15 protein-coding genes and 1 pseudogene are annotated in these 15,310 nt (G+C 58.5%); 5 read left to right on the top strand and 11 right to left on the bottom strand.

Going from position 1 to position 15,310, the window contains the following annotated elements; all coding sequences use genetic code 11:
* From NW848_RS17630 to NW848_RS17610, 5 genes and pseudogenes are all read right to left on the bottom strand, one after another.
* Positions 1 to 401, bottom strand: a 401-nt coding sequence (locus NW848_RS17630; RefSeq protein WP_414511376.1) for an Ig-like domain-containing protein, incomplete at its 3' end; no start/stop codon positions are given.
* A gap of 798 nt (positions 402 to 1,199) precedes the next feature.
* Positions 1,200 to 1,811: pseudogene (locus NW848_RS17625) on the bottom strand (DUF4347 domain-containing protein); the annotation flags it as partial.
* 71 nt (positions 1,812 to 1,882) lie between these two features.
* The gene (locus tag NW848_RS17620; protein ID WP_414511375.1) at positions 1,883 to 2,272 is read right to left on the bottom strand and encodes a hypothetical protein; all 390 of its coding nucleotides are present in this window, start codon (positions 2,270 to 2,272) and stop codon (positions 1,883 to 1,885) included.
* 22 nt (positions 2,273 to 2,294) lie between these two features.
* The gene (locus NW848_RS17615; protein ID WP_414508247.1) at positions 2,295 to 2,522 is read right to left on the bottom strand and encodes a hypothetical protein; all 228 of its coding nucleotides are present in this window, start codon (positions 2,520 to 2,522) and stop codon (positions 2,295 to 2,297) included.
* A 402-nt stretch (positions 2,523 to 2,924) separates the two neighbouring features.
* Complete coding sequence (locus tag NW848_RS17610) at positions 2,925 to 3,836, bottom strand: vWA domain-containing protein (protein WP_414402405.1); 912 nt, start codon at positions 3,834 to 3,836, stop codon at positions 2,925 to 2,927.
* Between the two features lie 603 nt (positions 3,837 to 4,439).
* On the opposite strand from NW848_RS17610, the gene NW848_RS17605 reads away from it, so the two are divergent.
* Positions 4,440 to 5,141: a hypothetical protein gene (locus tag NW848_RS17605; RefSeq protein ID WP_011430909.1), complete on the top strand. Its 702-nt coding sequence runs from the start codon at positions 4,440 to 4,442 to the stop codon at positions 5,139 to 5,141.
* Between the two features lie 67 nt (positions 5,142 to 5,208).
* On the opposite strand, the gene tyrS is transcribed toward NW848_RS17605, so the two are convergent.
* Both tyrS and psbU read right to left on the bottom strand, forming a co-directional pair.
* Positions 5,209 to 6,462: a tyrosine--tRNA ligase gene (gene tyrS / locus NW848_RS17600; RefSeq protein ID WP_099812990.1), complete on the bottom strand. Its 1,254-nt coding sequence runs from the start codon at positions 6,460 to 6,462 to the stop codon at positions 5,209 to 5,211.
* A 408-nt stretch (positions 6,463 to 6,870) separates the two neighbouring features.
* Positions 6,871 to 7,233: a photosystem II complex extrinsic protein PsbU gene (psbU, locus tag NW848_RS17595; RefSeq protein WP_041438474.1), complete on the bottom strand. Its 363-nt coding sequence runs from the start codon at positions 7,231 to 7,233 to the stop codon at positions 6,871 to 6,873.
* Positions 7,234 to 7,447: 214 nt separating this feature from the next.
* Between psbU and gcvP the strand changes: the two genes are divergently transcribed.
* Entirely contained in the window at positions 7,448 to 10,378 is a 2,931-nt protein-coding gene (gene gcvP, locus NW848_RS17590; protein WP_011430912.1) for an aminomethyl-transferring glycine dehydrogenase, read from the top strand.
* 8 nt (positions 10,379 to 10,386) lie between these two features.
* Here the strand turns inward: gcvP and NW848_RS17585 are convergent, their stop codons facing one another.
* Entirely contained in the window at positions 10,387 to 11,169 is a 783-nt protein-coding gene (locus NW848_RS17585; RefSeq protein ID WP_099834815.1) for a hypothetical protein, read from the bottom strand.
* 283 nt (positions 11,170 to 11,452) lie between these two features.
* Here NW848_RS17585 and NW848_RS17580 point away from each other — a divergent pair, with 283 nt between their 5' ends.
* Positions 11,453 to 11,635: a hypothetical protein gene (locus NW848_RS17580; protein ID WP_168174230.1), complete on the top strand. Its 183-nt coding sequence runs from the start codon at positions 11,453 to 11,455 to the stop codon at positions 11,633 to 11,635.
* On the opposite strand, the gene NW848_RS17575 is transcribed toward NW848_RS17580, so the two are convergent.
* The 3 genes from NW848_RS17575 to NW848_RS17565 form a co-directional block, all read right to left on the bottom strand.
* Entirely contained in the window at positions 11,632 to 11,793 is a 162-nt protein-coding gene (locus NW848_RS17575) for a DUF4089 domain-containing protein (RefSeq protein WP_099883740.1), read from the bottom strand. The two genes, NW848_RS17580 and NW848_RS17575, sit on opposite strands and share 4 nt — an antisense overlap.
* Positions 11,794 to 11,893: 100 nt before the next feature.
* Positions 11,894 to 12,496, bottom strand: a complete 603-nt coding sequence (locus tag NW848_RS17570; protein ID WP_099883738.1) for a hemerythrin domain-containing protein — start codon at positions 12,494 to 12,496, stop codon at positions 11,894 to 11,896.
* 146 nt (positions 12,497 to 12,642) lie between these two features.
* The gene (locus tag NW848_RS17565) at positions 12,643 to 13,515 is read right to left on the bottom strand and encodes a tRNA (5-methylaminomethyl-2-thiouridine)(34)-methyltransferase MnmD (protein ID WP_414508248.1); all 873 of its coding nucleotides are present in this window, start codon (positions 13,513 to 13,515) and stop codon (positions 12,643 to 12,645) included.
* 137 nt (positions 13,516 to 13,652) lie between these two features.
* Here NW848_RS17565 and accD point away from each other — a divergent pair, with 137 nt between their 5' ends.
* Both accD and NW848_RS17555 read left to right on the top strand, forming a co-directional pair.
* Positions 13,653 to 14,597: an acetyl-CoA carboxylase, carboxyltransferase subunit beta gene (gene accD, locus NW848_RS17560; protein WP_011430918.1), complete on the top strand. Its 945-nt coding sequence runs from the start codon at positions 13,653 to 13,655 to the stop codon at positions 14,595 to 14,597.
* A gap of 279 nt (positions 14,598 to 14,876) precedes the next feature.
* Positions 14,877 to 15,251: an STAS domain-containing protein gene (locus NW848_RS17555; RefSeq protein ID WP_011430919.1), complete on the top strand. Its 375-nt coding sequence runs from the start codon at positions 14,877 to 14,879 to the stop codon at positions 15,249 to 15,251.
* The last annotated feature ends 59 nt before the right edge of the window (positions 15,252 to 15,310 follow it).

The following is a 15,310-nucleotide window of genomic DNA, read 5'->3' as shown; positions in this document are numbered from 1 at the left end:
CTTGGCGGGGGGGTTGGGGGTGGCCTTGGCGTCGGTGTCGGTGGCGGGGTTGATGCTGGAGTAACTGTGACGGTAATGGTGGCTTCGTTGGAAATTAGATTGTTTGCGTCTTTTACGGTGTACTTAATCGGGGTAGTGGTACCTATGAAGCTAGGCTCCGGCGTAAAAGTGACTTCCCCAGTAGCTAGGTTGACGACATATGTGCCTTCTCCGGAAACTGTCAGAGTAGTTTCCGGATCAGGAGTGGTCGGATCTAGGTCAATGGTACTCGGATCCAAGCTAGAGACATACCCTACATCATTAGACAGAATCGTGATGGTGACCGGTGTATTTTGGGAAGTGGTTGCAGTGTCGTCATTGGCAAGAGGGTTGTAAGCCACAATTCCCCCTCCTGCCGTCATGTCCCAGCCGCCGTTGGTTTGATTCGTATTCTTTGGGAAGGTGTTGAAGTTTTGAATTGAGCCGGTTACATCATTGCCAACCACCGAGTATCCGTAGAATGTTTGATTAGGCGATATACCTAGATCTTGGAAGCTTACAAAAACGCCCGATAGCTTTTGATTGAATACTTTGGACGTAATATTCGTATCTAGGGGCTCGCTTTCACACAGATCGTTATGCACATTTGTTCGAACAAGCGTCGTTCCCTGTGACCAAGTACCTGCTCCAACCGCAACAACTGATCCGTAAGTATAATTTACAGGGTTAGGGTCAAGACTAGTGATAGCGGCTATCTTAAAAGAGTCATTGCCGCCTCTATCCAAAAGGAGAAACCCGATTTTATTTAGATTGGCACTGGGAGCAGTTATGCCGCTTGGAGTAATAAAGTCAACTCTTTCTATGTTATTGATATTACGAGTGCCAGAGTCGAGGTTTGTAAAAATATTATCTGTCCCTGCCTTGATAACCGGATTTATAGGATCGATTAAGAGAGCCTGCTCCATAGCTGTAATTCCAAGACTGCCAGGAGTGTCAGGATGAACAACCCAGACAATGTTGCAAGTTCCTGATGCCTGTGGGTTGTTGACTCTTCTTAAAACAACTTGCTCGGTTACACCAATGAGAGAAAGCTTGTTAGTGCCTACTTGGATGTTTGTTAAAACAAAGTTAGCATCCAGGGTGGGCGTGGCGCCAACCTGTAAGGTATGGCGGTAACGATGCTCTACTGATCCTTCGACAAAAATTGTGGGAGTGGCAACAGAGCCGGTCGTAGCCTCTAGAATCCAATCTGCGTTGTATCCAGCATAACCTGTAAGGTTGGTAGAAGCGGCAATGTCAGCTCCTGTTAGATGGGCTAGCTCCTTGATGAAAAGACGACCCTCTGAACCGGATGCCACTTCGCAACCGTAGATCAAGATCTCTGCATCGTCGGTCAGGCTAGATTTCCACTGCGAGAGCAAGCTTGCATATTCTGATAGGTTTTCTAGGTTGAGAATGCTTTTGCCCAACTGTATTGAGCCGGATTAGCCATGAGATAGGATGTGTAAGGCTCTAACCCCTTTTCGACCTCGCAGCACCTCGGCGATCTGCTGGATCCCGTCTTTGTTAGGATCCAAAAGAATAACTTCTGTTCCAGGTCGGATCCCTGCTAGCAAGATCGATAGATCGGGCAAAGCTGGGTCGATAAAGACCAGCTCATCTTGAACAGTATGTTGCAGAGGTATATTGCCCGATGTGGCAGGATTGGCACTCTCCGCCCTCAAAAGAAGAACGAGCAAAGCTGTGGAAACGGATCCCAGAGTGCGGCTGAGAATTCGGAATAGCCCAGCAGATTGCTTAAAGTTGGGCGTAGAAAGTCTTGAGGCCAACATCTAACACTCCTCGCTTTTTCAAGAAATGTCCTCAGAAAAGAAAAAACAGAACTCGATTCCAAACGAGACAGCTACAAATTGTCCACTCTCACCGTGACTGGATTGCTAAATACTAAAGTTCCAGACGACAGACGAACTAAAGCCCTATTGGTGATGACGATGGGAAGGGCAGGAGCCTCGGGAGAAGGTGTTGCTGCTGGCGAAGGAGTTATGGGAACCAGAGGAGAAGCCGGTGGCCAAGTTGCCGGCGGCTCAGGGGGCAGTGGCGGCAGGGTCAGTATCGGGATCCGCAGCCGACAGGGTTGATCGGATTGGTTGCCTTCCGGGGCATAGCAAACTCGAATCAGATCCTCGACAAACCGCAGTTCATTAAAGCTCAGCCGATCCGCTTGCTGGATGATATCGGCAATAATTTCCTCTAGGTTGCGGGCTGTCCTGGAAAGAGGTACGCTGACAAACAAAATGTTCTCCAAATCCCTAAGCTCAGGGGGGGGCTAAGTTCGAAAAAGGCACTCGCTCCCGTTGCCGTAACAAGATGCGATAGAGAGCCTCGCTCCAAGGAGAAACATCGACGGCTGCGCTGAAAACAAATCCCCGCAGCGGTGTCGATTGGCCGACCTGCTGTCCCTGCCTGACGAGGTTCGATTGCACCGAAACCAATTTCCCCGGCGGCTGCGTAATTAAGCCGGAAAAGGGGATCGTAAACCGCAAGTTGCTATCCAGGGTGGCAGTGGCTAAGGGGGGAGACAGAATATCTCCGCGGGAGCTTAAGCCGACTAGCTGAACGGGGTTGCCCACTGAAAAGATCGGCCCGCCTGCACAAAGGGCAGCCGTGGATCCCGGGCCACAAAGCTGAGCAAAGGGATCAACGACCAACCCCAGGATGGCAGCCGCAGAGCCTGCAGCGGGATCCCTTGTCGGCAGCCCCGCCCCAGAAGGATTGCTGGGGCCGCTACTACCACAACCTTTCAGAAAAACAGTTAAGTAGCCTGTAAGCGCGGCAGCCAGGCCAAGGGCAGCCGGTCGCCAAAATCTTCTGGATATGCCCAGTCGTCGCAACATATGCTTATGCCTCGCTCTTGATTGCGAATGTTGTCGGCCTGCAGAATGGCCCTAGGGGGATCCCACGGCGAGAACGGCGTCGTTGAAGGGTGTTACCAAGCGGATCCCGTCTCGCTCAACCCTCAGCTCGCCGCTGAGAAGATAAAAACCAACCGGCAGAGGAAGATTGCCCTGTGCCCGCACCTGTAGGCGGTGCTCCCCAATCGCAGCAGGGAATAAATTGGCAAAGGGAGCTTCCAAAGCTTCGGCAAACCGCGCCAACACAAAAGTGCCTTCTGTGGCCGCCGCCAGCCGCTGGAGCTCCAAGAGGTTTAAGTCAACGCCCAGCCCGACCACATACACAGTTAGCTTCTGCCCCCGCTCTCGGGCCAGCGTTGTGAGCTCCCGAGTGGTCTGCTCAATGGAGCGGGTGCTCTCGTTATCGATGCCGTCGGTGAACACCACCAGGCGCCGGTTGAAGGGCTCATTGGGGCGAAAGTCGCTTAAGAAACGCGCGGCTTCCACCGTGGCATCATAAAGGGCAGTGTTCCCACCAGGATTTGCCCGCAGTACCCCCCGCCTCAGCAGTTGCTTGTCGCTGGTGAAGTCTTGCAGCAGTTGGGCCGTGCGCAAGGGCTGGCCGAGAGCGGTAGCGCCAAAACCAGCTCCTCGATTATCGAAGCGGAGCACCGCCCCCAGATCCAGGGGTGTGGCGCGAAATTGATCCAAAAGCCCAAAAACAGCCAAGAAGCGCCGGGACTGGGGATCCAAAACCAGCAGGCTGCCGGAGCCGTCCATGAGAATGGCCATCAGCAAAGGCTGACGGGCCAGCTCCGCTCGAGGATTCTCGATGCGAGTGGGGCTCAGGGTTACTGTGGCTGACTGCGGGATGCCCTGCAGATCGGTTACCCGGTTAACCTGTAGGCTGACCTGGGCAGGGGAAAGCTGGGTGACCGGCTGAGGCGGATCTTTGCAAAAGGGCAATGTTGAACTCCATCTCCCCCTGGGTGCCGCTGAAATTGCGCGTCAGAGCCCCATTGAAAGTCAGGCGAGTTGGGGATCCCAAAGAAGCAGGGTCGATCCCCGTGCTACTGGAAGAGCCACAGCCGGCTATAGAGATCCCTAGCAGGATCAGGGCAATCACCCAGCTAGTTTCTCGGTTTTCTGGTCTGTTAAGTCGCATTGTCAAGACCTGGCGGGAATTGACTGGAAGCACAGACAAGGTCGAGAGAAAAGGCAAAATCGCGATGTAACGCTACCATAGGGAGAGCCGAAAGAGTATCGTAGAAAGAAACACTTGCAAGTAAAAAAAGATACTAAAAACTTGTCGATCCTCAGGCGATGGCTTTCAGAGGTGACAGTTTTTTTAAAATAAGCGTCCTTGTTTAACTTTGGCTTTAGAAGCATGGCCCGTGGGGTTGGGGAGCTTCAAGAGGCTTGCCGGCCAGCCTAGAAAAAGCTTGGCAGTCCAGTTTTGCCCCCATCTCCTCTCCCGAAGGCGGGCAGACGCCGCCTGAGGTGCATGGGAACCCGTCCACAGGTGTAAGCTCTAATAGGGATCCCTCTGGGTGAGGAGGACGGTCAAACATGGCGGCCAAGCAACTGAAGTTCTACTGGAGCCCTCAGTACCAGATCTTTAGCTGTGACGGGGCCAAGCTGGAGGGGCACGGCTCCATCCAAACCAATCCCTCGCATGACCTGGTTCACTTGTTCATTGCCGCCAACGGCAAGATGCCTTGGCAGCCGGTAGAAAGCCGCGAGCAAACCTGCTTTGCCGAGTACAACGCTGTGCTGCTGGAGCACCTTTTGGTCAACTGCTTCAACGCGGCAGCGCTGGGATCCATGGCCCCAGAGCAGATCGTTCCGGAGGCGCGAAAGTTTTTGCAGTGGTTTGTTTCCGAGCATTATGCGCCTTTTCCGGTTTCCGAAGAAGAAGCCTTTCGGCGCTTTGCCGAACACTTGGATATCGAGCGCATGGTGCGGCTATTCCCCTACTTCTACAGCCTGCGCGCCTGGGAGTGCTTCAGCCCCACTTACCGCAACGAGGTTTACGATTTGGAATTCACTTCCGAAGACGATCCGGTCAAAGAAGCCCCGGAATGGGCGGCGGATCCCAATATTTTGGAGACCCAAGAGCTGGTGCGGCAAAAGCTCGCCGAAGCTGTGGCGGAGGCAAGATCGATCCGGCCCCGGCCAGAGCCCGTGTTAGCTTCGCCGCTGTTTAACCCCTCAGCCAAGACCAAGCAGAAGAAAGCCGGGCTCGGCTTTAAGCCCATCCCCACCTGTTGAATAGTTGTGGAACCATCGAGCTCCCCTCATAGAGGGGTTGGGGGTGAGGGGAGAAAACCAAAGCTGACTAGTTTGTGCCGACCACCAAGCGGCAGAAGGCCTTCTTGCCCACCTGCAAAACCCGCCCGTCCAGCTCAGAGGCTTGGGCAAACTCCAGGTCGGGATCCTCCACCTTTTGCCCGTCCAGCCGCACGGCGCCCCCTTGGATTTGCCGACGGGCCTCGGCAGCGCTCTTGCAGAGGCCGGATTCGCGCAGGATGTAGCTCAGTTTTACCGGGTAAGACAAGCACTGGATGGCAAAAGTGGGGATGGATCCCGTTTCAACGAGATTGCCTTGTAACACCAGCGCTTGGGCGGTGCGCTGCGCCTCTTCTGCGGCTTCAGAAGAGTGAAATTGGGCCACGAGGGTCTTGGCCAAGAGGATCTGGCGCTGGCGGGGATCCGCCGGCAGCTCCGAGGGGGGCACCGAGGTGAGCAGCTCAAAGTAGCGCTCCACCAGCTGATCCGGCACCTTCTCTAGCTTGGAGTACATGGTGAGGGGATCCTCGGTCAGGCCCACGTAGTTGTTTTTGGACTTGGACATTTTCTGGTAGCCATCTAAGCCCTCCAACAGGGGCACCGTCAGGCAAAATTGAGGGGTTTGGCCCTTCCACAGTTGCAGCTCCCGGCCAACCAGGAGGTTAAAGCGCTGGTCAGTCCCCCCTAGTTCCACGTCGGCTGCCAGGGCCACCGAATCATAGCCCTGCAGGAGGGGGTAGAGAAATTCGTGGAGATAAATTGGCGTCCCCGAGCGGTAGCGCTGGGCAAAGTCCTCTTTGGCCAACATCTGCCCCACCGTCATCTGAGCCTGCAGCTCGATTAGCTCGCTCAAGGTAAGGCGGGCCAGCCACTCGCTGTTGCGGCGCACCTCCAGCCGGCCAGGGGTGGCAAAGTCCAAAATCTTGGCAGCCTGCTCCAGATAGGTGCGGGCATTTTCCTCCACTTCTGCCGGCGTCAGACGGGGACGCGCCTCCGATTGGCCAGTGGGATCCCCGACCAGGGCTGTAAAATCCCCGATGAGGAGGATGGCCACATGGCCAGCATCCTGGAATTGGCGCAACTTGCGCAAGACCACTGCATGGCCCAGGTGCAGATCTGGCCGCGTGGGATCGATGCCCAGCTTCACCCGCAAGGGGCGATCGGTGGTGGCCAGGCGCTCCGCCAAGGCTGCCGCTCCCCCTGGGAAGACCTCGGCCACTCCCCGCTGCGTGATCTCGGCGATGCGGGGATCTCCCTGGGCTGACGAGACAGCAGTTGGAAATGTTCTCGAAGTTGGCTCCATCCACTTGGCTCGATGAGCACCATGGGCTATTTTAAGCCCATCAAAACCTTCGGGGTACTCTGGCGACGGGGGATAGAGACTGAGGAGGGCAGCTCCCCTTGGGTCTCACAACTAGCGGGGGAATTCCCAAGGCCATTGGGGAACTACTGGGCCCCCCTTTCATCCCCCCGTGTACGAGGGGACAGAGGGGGGTTCGGGAACGCTTGGGGAGATCTGGCGTAGTGACAAGTAGGTGAAGAAGTTAGTGGCCCGTCACTAATTACTAACCACTAGCCACTAGTTAGTAAGTGCTGTCGTGGAACCAAGAACAAGAATCCCCGCCCTTTAGGGATGGGGGGTATGTCGACGCAGGCTTCATAAAAGCTGCAGAGAAGCAGAAAGCTTTCTCCCCTGCAGACCCTGCCAGGATCAGCCGTAGTATCCCTGGTTGATCCGGTTTTCCAGTTGGTTGGCTCCCTCTTGGTACTCCCCAAACACGAAGTTCTCCGCGTTCGCCTTGATCAAGGCCTTCTGTTGCTCCGTCAATTCTGGGATCTGCAGCATGTCCTCCAGGCTGTTGTAGGGAGCATTTTTTACTAGGATGCGGGCCAGGGTGGGATAGAAGCCGGGCAACTGGCGGTAGTTGCGCAGGATGGTGTTGTTCACGTCGATGGGAGTGTCAAGATGTTTCACCGGCGGCAGCTCCGCCGCCACCGCCGGGATCCCCAAGGGGACCAAGCACAGACAGAGCAGCAACAGGATAGACACCAAGGCGGACAGGAGCCGACGCATAGCACCACCTCTCCAGACAGAGTTGAAAGCAGTCATGACAACGCTCAGGGGATAGGTCGCTAACATTCTCCGACCATTTAGTGTCTCATCCCCGCTCCCCCGAATCGAGACCCAGATTCAAATTTGGATCCCGACAGAAACAATTTTTAACAACTATGATCGGGGAATAGCCTTTTGGCGGCTGACCGACTTTCCATCGCTTTTGTTTTGCCCCATGTCCGACTCCACCATCCTCCATCCCCTCAGCCCCTCTGGACGGGAGACGCCTCAACCCCTCTCTGCCGTCGATGCCGAGCTGGAGCTGCTAGAGCAGCGAGAACTCTTCCTCTGGCGGCACATCGGGCCGGACGCCCAGCAAATCCGTCAGATGTTGCACGCCTTAGGGCTGAGCTCTCTACGGGAATTAGTGGATAAGGCGGTACCGGCGGCCATCCGCAGCAGCCGACCCCTGGGCCTGGGATCCCCCTGCAGCGAGCAACAAGTATTGGCGGAGCTGAGGGCGATGGCGGCCCAGAACCAGGTGTGGCGCTCCTTTTTGGGTATGGGCTATTCCAACTGCCTGACGCCGCCGGTGATTCAGCGCAACATTCTGGAGAACCCCGGCTGGTACACCCAGTACACCCCCTACCAGGCGGAGATCGCCCAGGGGCGGCTAGAGGCCCTGCTCAATTTCCAGACGATGGTGATCGATCTAACAGGCATGGAGATCGCCAATGCCTCCCTGCTGGACGAAGCCACTGCCGCCGCCGAAGCGATGAGCCTGGCCTACACCTTAGCGGGCAAGCAATCCCCAGTTTTTTGGGTGGATCGCGGCTGCCATCCCCAGACCATTGCCGTCGTGCAGACGCGGGCAGAGCCCTTGGGGATCCAGGTGCGTGTGGCCGATCCTTCGCAGTTGGAGCTGGAGAACGGCTTTGGATTGCTCTTGCAGTATCCCAACACCTATGGAGAGATCCGGGATTACCGCGAGCTGGTGGAGCGGGCCCACCAAAGGGGGATGGTGGTGGCCGTAGCTGCCGACTTGCTCAGCCTGACTCTCCTGCAGCCGCCGGGAGAATGGGGGGCGGACATCGTGGTGGGATCCACCCAGCGCTTTGGGGTGCCCCTGGGCTACGGCGGCCCCCATGCCGCCTACTTTGCCACTCGCGAGGCCCACAAACGGCTGCTGCCGGGGCGCCTGGTGGGGATCTCTCAGGATGCTCAGGGCAGGCCGGCCCTGCGCCTGGCTCTGCAAACCCGGGAGCAGCACATCCGCCGCGACAAGGCCACCAGCAACATCTGCACCGCCCAGGTGCTCTTGGCCGTGGTGGCCTCCATGTATGCCGTCTATCACGGCCCCCGAGGCCTGCGGCAAATCGCCGAACGCATCCACCGCCAGGCCCATCACCTAGCGGCCGCGATTCGCCAGCTGGGCTACAGGGTGGGGCCAGAGTATTTCTTCGACACGTTTTGGGTAAGGGCAGAGTCCCCCGCCCAGGTTGGGCAGATCCAAGAGCGGGCCGCCCAGCGGCGCATCAACCTGCGCCGGATCGACGAGATGACCCTGGGGATTAGCTTGGACGAGGCCACCACCGCTCAGGATCTGCGCGATCTCTGGCAGATCTTTGCCGGCTCTGAAGAGCCAGCCTGGGATGTCGAGGGCCTGGGTTTGGATGCCAACCAAAGCCTGCCCCCCCAGCTCTTGCGCACCACTCCCTACCTCACCCATCCGGTGTTCAACCGCCACCACTCGGAAACGGAGCTGCTGCGCTACATCCACCGCCTGCAGAGCCGGGATCTCTCCCTTGTCCACTCCATGATCCCCTTGGGCTCCTGCACCATGAAGCTGAACGCCACAGCCGAGATGCTGCCGATGACCTGGCCGGAGTTTGCCCAGCTCCATCCTTTTGTGCCCCTGGAACAAGCTCGCGGCTATCAAACCCTCTTTGCCCAGTTGGAGCAGATGCTGGCGGAGATCACGGGCTTTGCCGGCGTCTCCCTGCAGCCCAACGCCGGATCTCAGGGGGAATACGCCGGCTTGCTGGCCATTCGCCGCTACCACCAGGCGCGAGGGGAAAGCCAGCGGCAGGTGTGCCTGATCCCCACCTCTGCCCATGGCACCAACCCCGCCAGCGCTGTCATGGCGGGGATGCAGGTGGTGAGCGTGGCCTGCGACAGGGCCGGCAACATCGACCTCGAAGACCTGCGGGCCAAGGTGGAGCAGCACCGGGAACGCCTGGCTGCCCTGATGATTACCTACCCCTCCACCCATGGGGTGTTTGAGGAAGGGATCCGCCAGATTTGCCAGATGATCCACGAGGCCGGGGGGCAGGTGTACATGGATGGGGCCAACCTCAACGCCCAGGTGGGCCTCTGCCGCCCTGCGGAGCTGGGGGCCGATGTCTGCCACCTCAACCTGCACAAGACCTTCTGCATCCCCCACGGCGGCGGCGGGCCGGGGGTGGGGCCCATTGCCGTTGCCCGTCATCTGCTGCCGCATTTGCCCGGCCACCCCTTTTTGCCCGGCTGCAACGGCCCGGTCAGCGCCGCCCCCTGGGGCAGTGCCAGCATCCTGCCCATTGCCTGGGCCTACATCCGCCTCATGGGATCCGCCGGCCTTACCCTAGCTACCCAAGTGGCCCTCCTCAATGCCAATTACATCGCCAAGCGGCTGGATCCCTACTACCCGGTGCTCTACAAAGGGCCGGGGGGATGGGTGGCCCACGAGTGCATCCTGGACCTGCGCCCCCTCAAGAAAAGCGCCGGCATTGAGGTGGAGGATGTAGCCAAGCGGCTAATGGACTACGGCTTCCACGCCCCCACCATCTCCTGGCCGGTGCCGGGGACAATGATGGTGGAGCCCACCGAGAGCGAATCCCTAGAAGAGCTGGATCGCTTCTGTGAGGCAATGATCGCCATTCGCCAGGAGATTGCTGCCATCGAGCGGGGCGAGATGGATCCCGTGCGCAATCCCCTTAAACTTGCCCCCCACACCGCCGAGGTAGTGGCTGCCGACCACTGGGATCGCCCCTACCCTCGCTCCCTAGCCGCCTATCCCCTCCCGTGGGTCAAGGAGCGCAAGTTCTGGCCCAGCGTCAGCCGCATTGACAACGCCTACGGGGATCGTCACCTGGTGTGCAGTTGTCAGCCCTGGCTGGAAGGCTAACCCTCAGATCAAGCCGCTTGTGGTTTCACTTGGACCAGCTCTGAGCAAGAGGAGAGGAGTTGCTCGGCCTCTTGCATAAGGCGCTCAGTCTCTGGCAGCGAGGCCAGCACCAGGGGCAGCACCTCCTCATCGGCCTTGACGGCATTCTCGGTTTCTTGCAGGAGATTGATCGAGTCCTCGGTAAGCAGGTCAGCCACCTGCGACAGTTGCGCCTTCAGCGAGGCGTTCTCTCGCTCCAATTGCGCCAGCCGCGCTTGCAGGCTATCCACTTGCCGATCTCGCTCTCCCAGGGCTGCTTCCAGCTCACGGTTGCGGGCCTCCAACGCTTGGCGGGCTGCCTCTGCTTGGTTCAGCCGTTCTGTCAAGCTGGCCAATTCCTCCTCCAAACTGGTGAGGCGACTCAACTGTTGCAAAAGTTGGGCATTCTCTGCTTCCAGTTTTTCAATCAACGCCTGAGCGCTCAACAGATCTGCTTTGGTGGACTCCAGCTCGTGACAGACTTGGTCATAGTTGGCAATCAGCTCGCCCAGCCGAGCTTCTCTCTCCCGAAGTTCTTCTCGCAGGGAACGGACCAAGCGATCCCTTTGTTCGACGCCCTGTTGTAACTGTTCGACGTCCTGCCGCAGGATAGGCAGTTCATCCAAAGCTTTCCGGGCCGTGACCAGAAGCCTCCTGAAGCTCTTCTGCAGGCGGCTGTGGGAGTGATCTAATTTGGCGAAGGCTTCGTTGAGCGAGAGATAAGCCTCGCACAGTTTCGTGTAGCGCTGGGCCAGAAAAGTAGGGTGATCCATAATGCAGAGTCCAGGTGGGGGTGCCATGTCCATTTTATGCCGCTCATTCTATCGACCCAAGCCGGAAAAGAGGTTATTCGCTACAACAACCGTGGGATTAATTTTACTTTAAGATTTTCCTCTCTCTGGGCAAACAGCTCACGTCCTGCCCCGACAAGATTCAAACTCTCTGGCAAAAACAAAGGGGCAAAAGCGGCCCTCAAGAGTGGCACATTTTTACCCCTATCGAGGGGATTATAAATTTAGCGTCTGGAGCAAAGGATTCAAAATTAAAACACTAGATATGGTTCAAACGCGCCTAGAGGGAGCATCTCCTGGCTCAGGCAGGCCGCGCATCCGGGATCCCCAGCGCTTCCAGATGGGCGGCGGCCCGCAACAGGTTGGCCTCTTGGTAGGGGGCAGCCACCAGTTGTACGCCAAAGGGCAGGGATGTTGGCAGGCCGACAAAGGAGAGGGGCTGGGTTAGAGGCTCATCTTCTCAACCGTCGGCAGCAACGGAAACTCCAGCAGCTGTTGAGCAAGGGGCAAGAAGCGGGCGAAGTTTTCGATCACCTCCGCTCGATGGTCGGGATGCAGGAGTTGGGCCCTCTGATCGATGTAGGTTTCGGGATCCCAAGGTTGCATCGATGCAAGGGGTCGGCTGGGGAAAAAGTACCACAAGCCAGCTTGCCAAAACCAGCAGAAAGTTACCCAAGGCAAAATCCAAAGACAAGACCGTCCTTGGCTAAGGGGTGGCCATCGACGCCGTGCTACCTTGCGGAGGCCAAAGGCGTTCGTGGGGAAAGACAGGGCGAGTCACTGCCTGCCGCTCCCATTCCTCCAAGCTGGGGCGACGACCGGCAGCAGAACTGGAGGCGCTGGCCTGCAGGCGCTTGCGGAACAGGCGCAACTGCTGCTGCTCTGCAGCGGGGGAAACATGCTGGGCAAAGAGGGGATGCAAGAGCTTCTCTTCCTGCTCGAACTGGGCCCGCAACTGCCGATAGAAGTGAAGAGCAGAAGTGGGATCCAACTGCTGCGGGTCGCGCTCCGCCTGGTGCAAAAAGCGCGTCAGCTCCGGGATCTGATCCCGCAACTGCTGCTCCAGCCGGTCAATTTGGGCGCTGCGGTGGGGATCCGCCGCCAGAGCCGTCCTGAGCAGCGGGTAAAGGACATGGCGCTCCAGTTGAATGTGGCGGGAGAGGCGCTGCCGCAACCTTTGCACACAGAGACGCCGCTGCTCCAGATCTAACTCCGGAGCTCGAGAGAGGCGAGCCAAGAACTGCAGGGTAACACGGTGCTGTTCAGCACAAAGGACAACCAGTGTACCGGCAGAGGCCGAAGGAGACATAGCAGCTCACCGGAGAGAGGGCTTCACTTTAGCTTAACTTTGTCAAGACACGGCAGCTTGCGTAAGGGTACGGGACTGGTGCAGGTGTCTTGGATACACTCAGACAGCAATTCCGGCAAAAGCTGCCCAGATCTGCACTCCGGTCGCTAGGCTTGCACAGGCCAGCGGCGTTTCCAGGCGGAAGTGGGCTCAAGGGGTGAAGTTTGCTGTTCTCGCTGGCGTTGCAGCCGAATCTGGGCTCTATCCCCTTGCAAGGTAGGATCCCGGTAGGGCACCGCGGCGCGGGTTCGCAGGTGCTCCCACTCCATGGGCGAGAGGAGCGGCAGGTGATGCGGTTGGGGCGAGGCCACCGTGCCCGGCCAGGGGCGGCCCACCGGCGGCGTCGAGCCAATGAATAGCCCCGCCTCCAGCAAGGCCGCCCGCACCGCCGCCGCACAGGAATAGGTGGCCAGGATCCCGCTGGGGCGCATTCGCTCGGCCACTGCCCGCAAGAAGTCCACCGTCCACAGCTCCGGGCAAACCGAAGGGGAGAAGGGATCCAAAAACACCGCATCCGCCCATCCCGGCGGCACCTGGAGCAGGGTTTGCCGGGCATCTCCCCACAGCAGGGTTCCCCGCCAGCGCGGCGATTGCCAGGATCCCTGCTCGATCAAGTGTTGCCACTCCTGGCCAAAGCTCCAGGTGGATCCCACCCCCACCTGCCAGGCCTGGCGGGGCACCTCTGGGGATCGCTCCAGGCCAATGACTTCCACAGGGCAATCGGGCCGCACCTGCCAAATCGTCTCCAAGGCCAGGCCGGAGTTGTAGCCGAGGCCAAAGCAAATATCCAAGAGGCGAATGGGATCGTCCGGATCCCGCTCCAACGGCAGGCGATCCAGCCGGCAAGGGCGGACAAACTTCTCCAGCGCTTCCTGGGCAGCGCCGCTGGTGTTATGGAAAGCCTGCCCGAACTCTTGGGAGAAAAAGGTCAGGGATCCATCCCCTGTGGTCAACACCTGCCACTGGGTTTCTGCGGTCATGGGCTATTGCAAGTCTCTATTTCCAGCTTGGCGATTCTTTGATAGCTTGAGAACGTTAAGATGAGTTTCGCAGCTCACCGGCAGGGCTTACAGATTCAGCTCTGGCCATCCCTAGCTAGGGGGGTACCTCAGCGGCTATGTCTTTACTGGATTGGTTTGCCGAGCGGCGCAAGCAGACTTCCCTTAACTTGACCGGCAGCAGCCCCTTCGACAAAGAGCGGCAAGTGCGGGAGATCGCCGACGGCCTGTGGCAGAAGTGTCCGGCTTGCGACGCCCTCACCTACACCAAGGATCTGCAGCAGAACTGGCAGGTTTGCCCGAGCTGCGGCTATCACCATCGCATCACGGCCCCGCAGCGGCTGCAGCAGCTTTTGGATCCCGGCTCCTGGCAGCCCCTTGACGAGCACCTGGCCCCCACCGATCCGCTGCACTTTTTCGACCAAAAGCCCTACGCCGAGCGACTGGCCTCTTATCAGGAGCGCACCCAACTTAAAGATGCCGTCTTGACCGGGCTGGGCAGCTTGGAAGGGATCCCAGTGGCGATGGGCGTGATGGACTTCCGCTTTATGGGCGGCAGCATGGGCTCGGTGGTGGGCGAGAAGATCACCCGTCTTACCGAACGAGCTACCCGCGATCACCTGCCCCTAGTCATCTTCTCCGCCTCGGGGGGAGCCCGCATGCAGGAAGGGATCCTCAGCTTGATGCAAATGGCCAAAACGGCAGCCGCTCTGCAAAGGCACCGCGAGGCCGGGCAATTGTTCATCTCTGTGCTCACCCATCCCACCTATGGGGGGGTGACTGCCAGCTTTGCCATGTTGGGGGATTTGATCCTGGCCGAACCCGGCGCCCAGGTGGGGTTTGCCGGGCCCAATGTTATTGAGCAAACCATCGGCAAGGGCAAGCTGCCGGAGGGCTTCCAGACGGCCGAATATCTGCTGGCCCACGGGCTCATCGACGCAATTGTGCCGCGAACCGAGCTGCGCAGGCGCCTGGCCCAGTTGCTGGCCATGCACCGTCCTCGCCTGCGTATGTCCCTTCCCGCCCTCGAGCCGACTTATGCGCTCGATCCGGCCAGGATCTGAGATGGGGAGCCAAGGTTGGATCCCTCTGCCTGCAGGCGGAGCGGCTAGCTCCCCTCTCCCAAAGGGAGAGGGGTAGGGGGTGAGGGATTGCTCCCCGTCTGAAGAGGAAGTGAGGGTAGCTGCCTCAACGCTGGGCCCCGCAGACAATCTCAACCAGTTGGAAATTGCCATGGCAAAGAGGGATACCCTCTCTTTCTGCATAAGAGGGATTTCCTGCCGAGGGGGTAATAGCAGCAACCGATGGTGCTAAGGTGGGGCATGAGGTCTTGACTGGAAACGATGGATTTTAAGCTGCGCATCCGTACTGCCGAAACCCCCCAGGGGCAAAAGCTGGCAATCGTGCCCTTAGAGGGTCGCTTTGACGCCAAAGCCGCTTCTGAAGTCCGGCAGTTGCTGCAGCAGGTTTTGGATTTTGGCTACCACAACCTGTTGATCGACATGTCGGCGGTTACCTTTATGGATAGCTCCGGCCTGGGAGTGCTGATCTCGGCCTTGCGCAAGTGCCGGGCTGCCGGCGGCAACCTCAGCCTCTGTTGCGTTCCCGAAAGTGTCTCCCTTGTCCTCAGCCTCACCTCCATGGAAAAGGTCTTGACCTGTTTTGACGACCTAGAGACGGGCATCGCCAACTTCTCCACCGCTTCTTCCGCTCGCTAGGCCGACATTCCTTTTTGATTTGCTTCGATGCCCTTCCTGCGCTGCTGACCTGGTTCCCA

Source organism: Synechococcus sp. RC10A2 (genome assembly GCF_047502605.1).
This window is presented reverse-complemented; position numbering and strand designations above follow the sequence as displayed.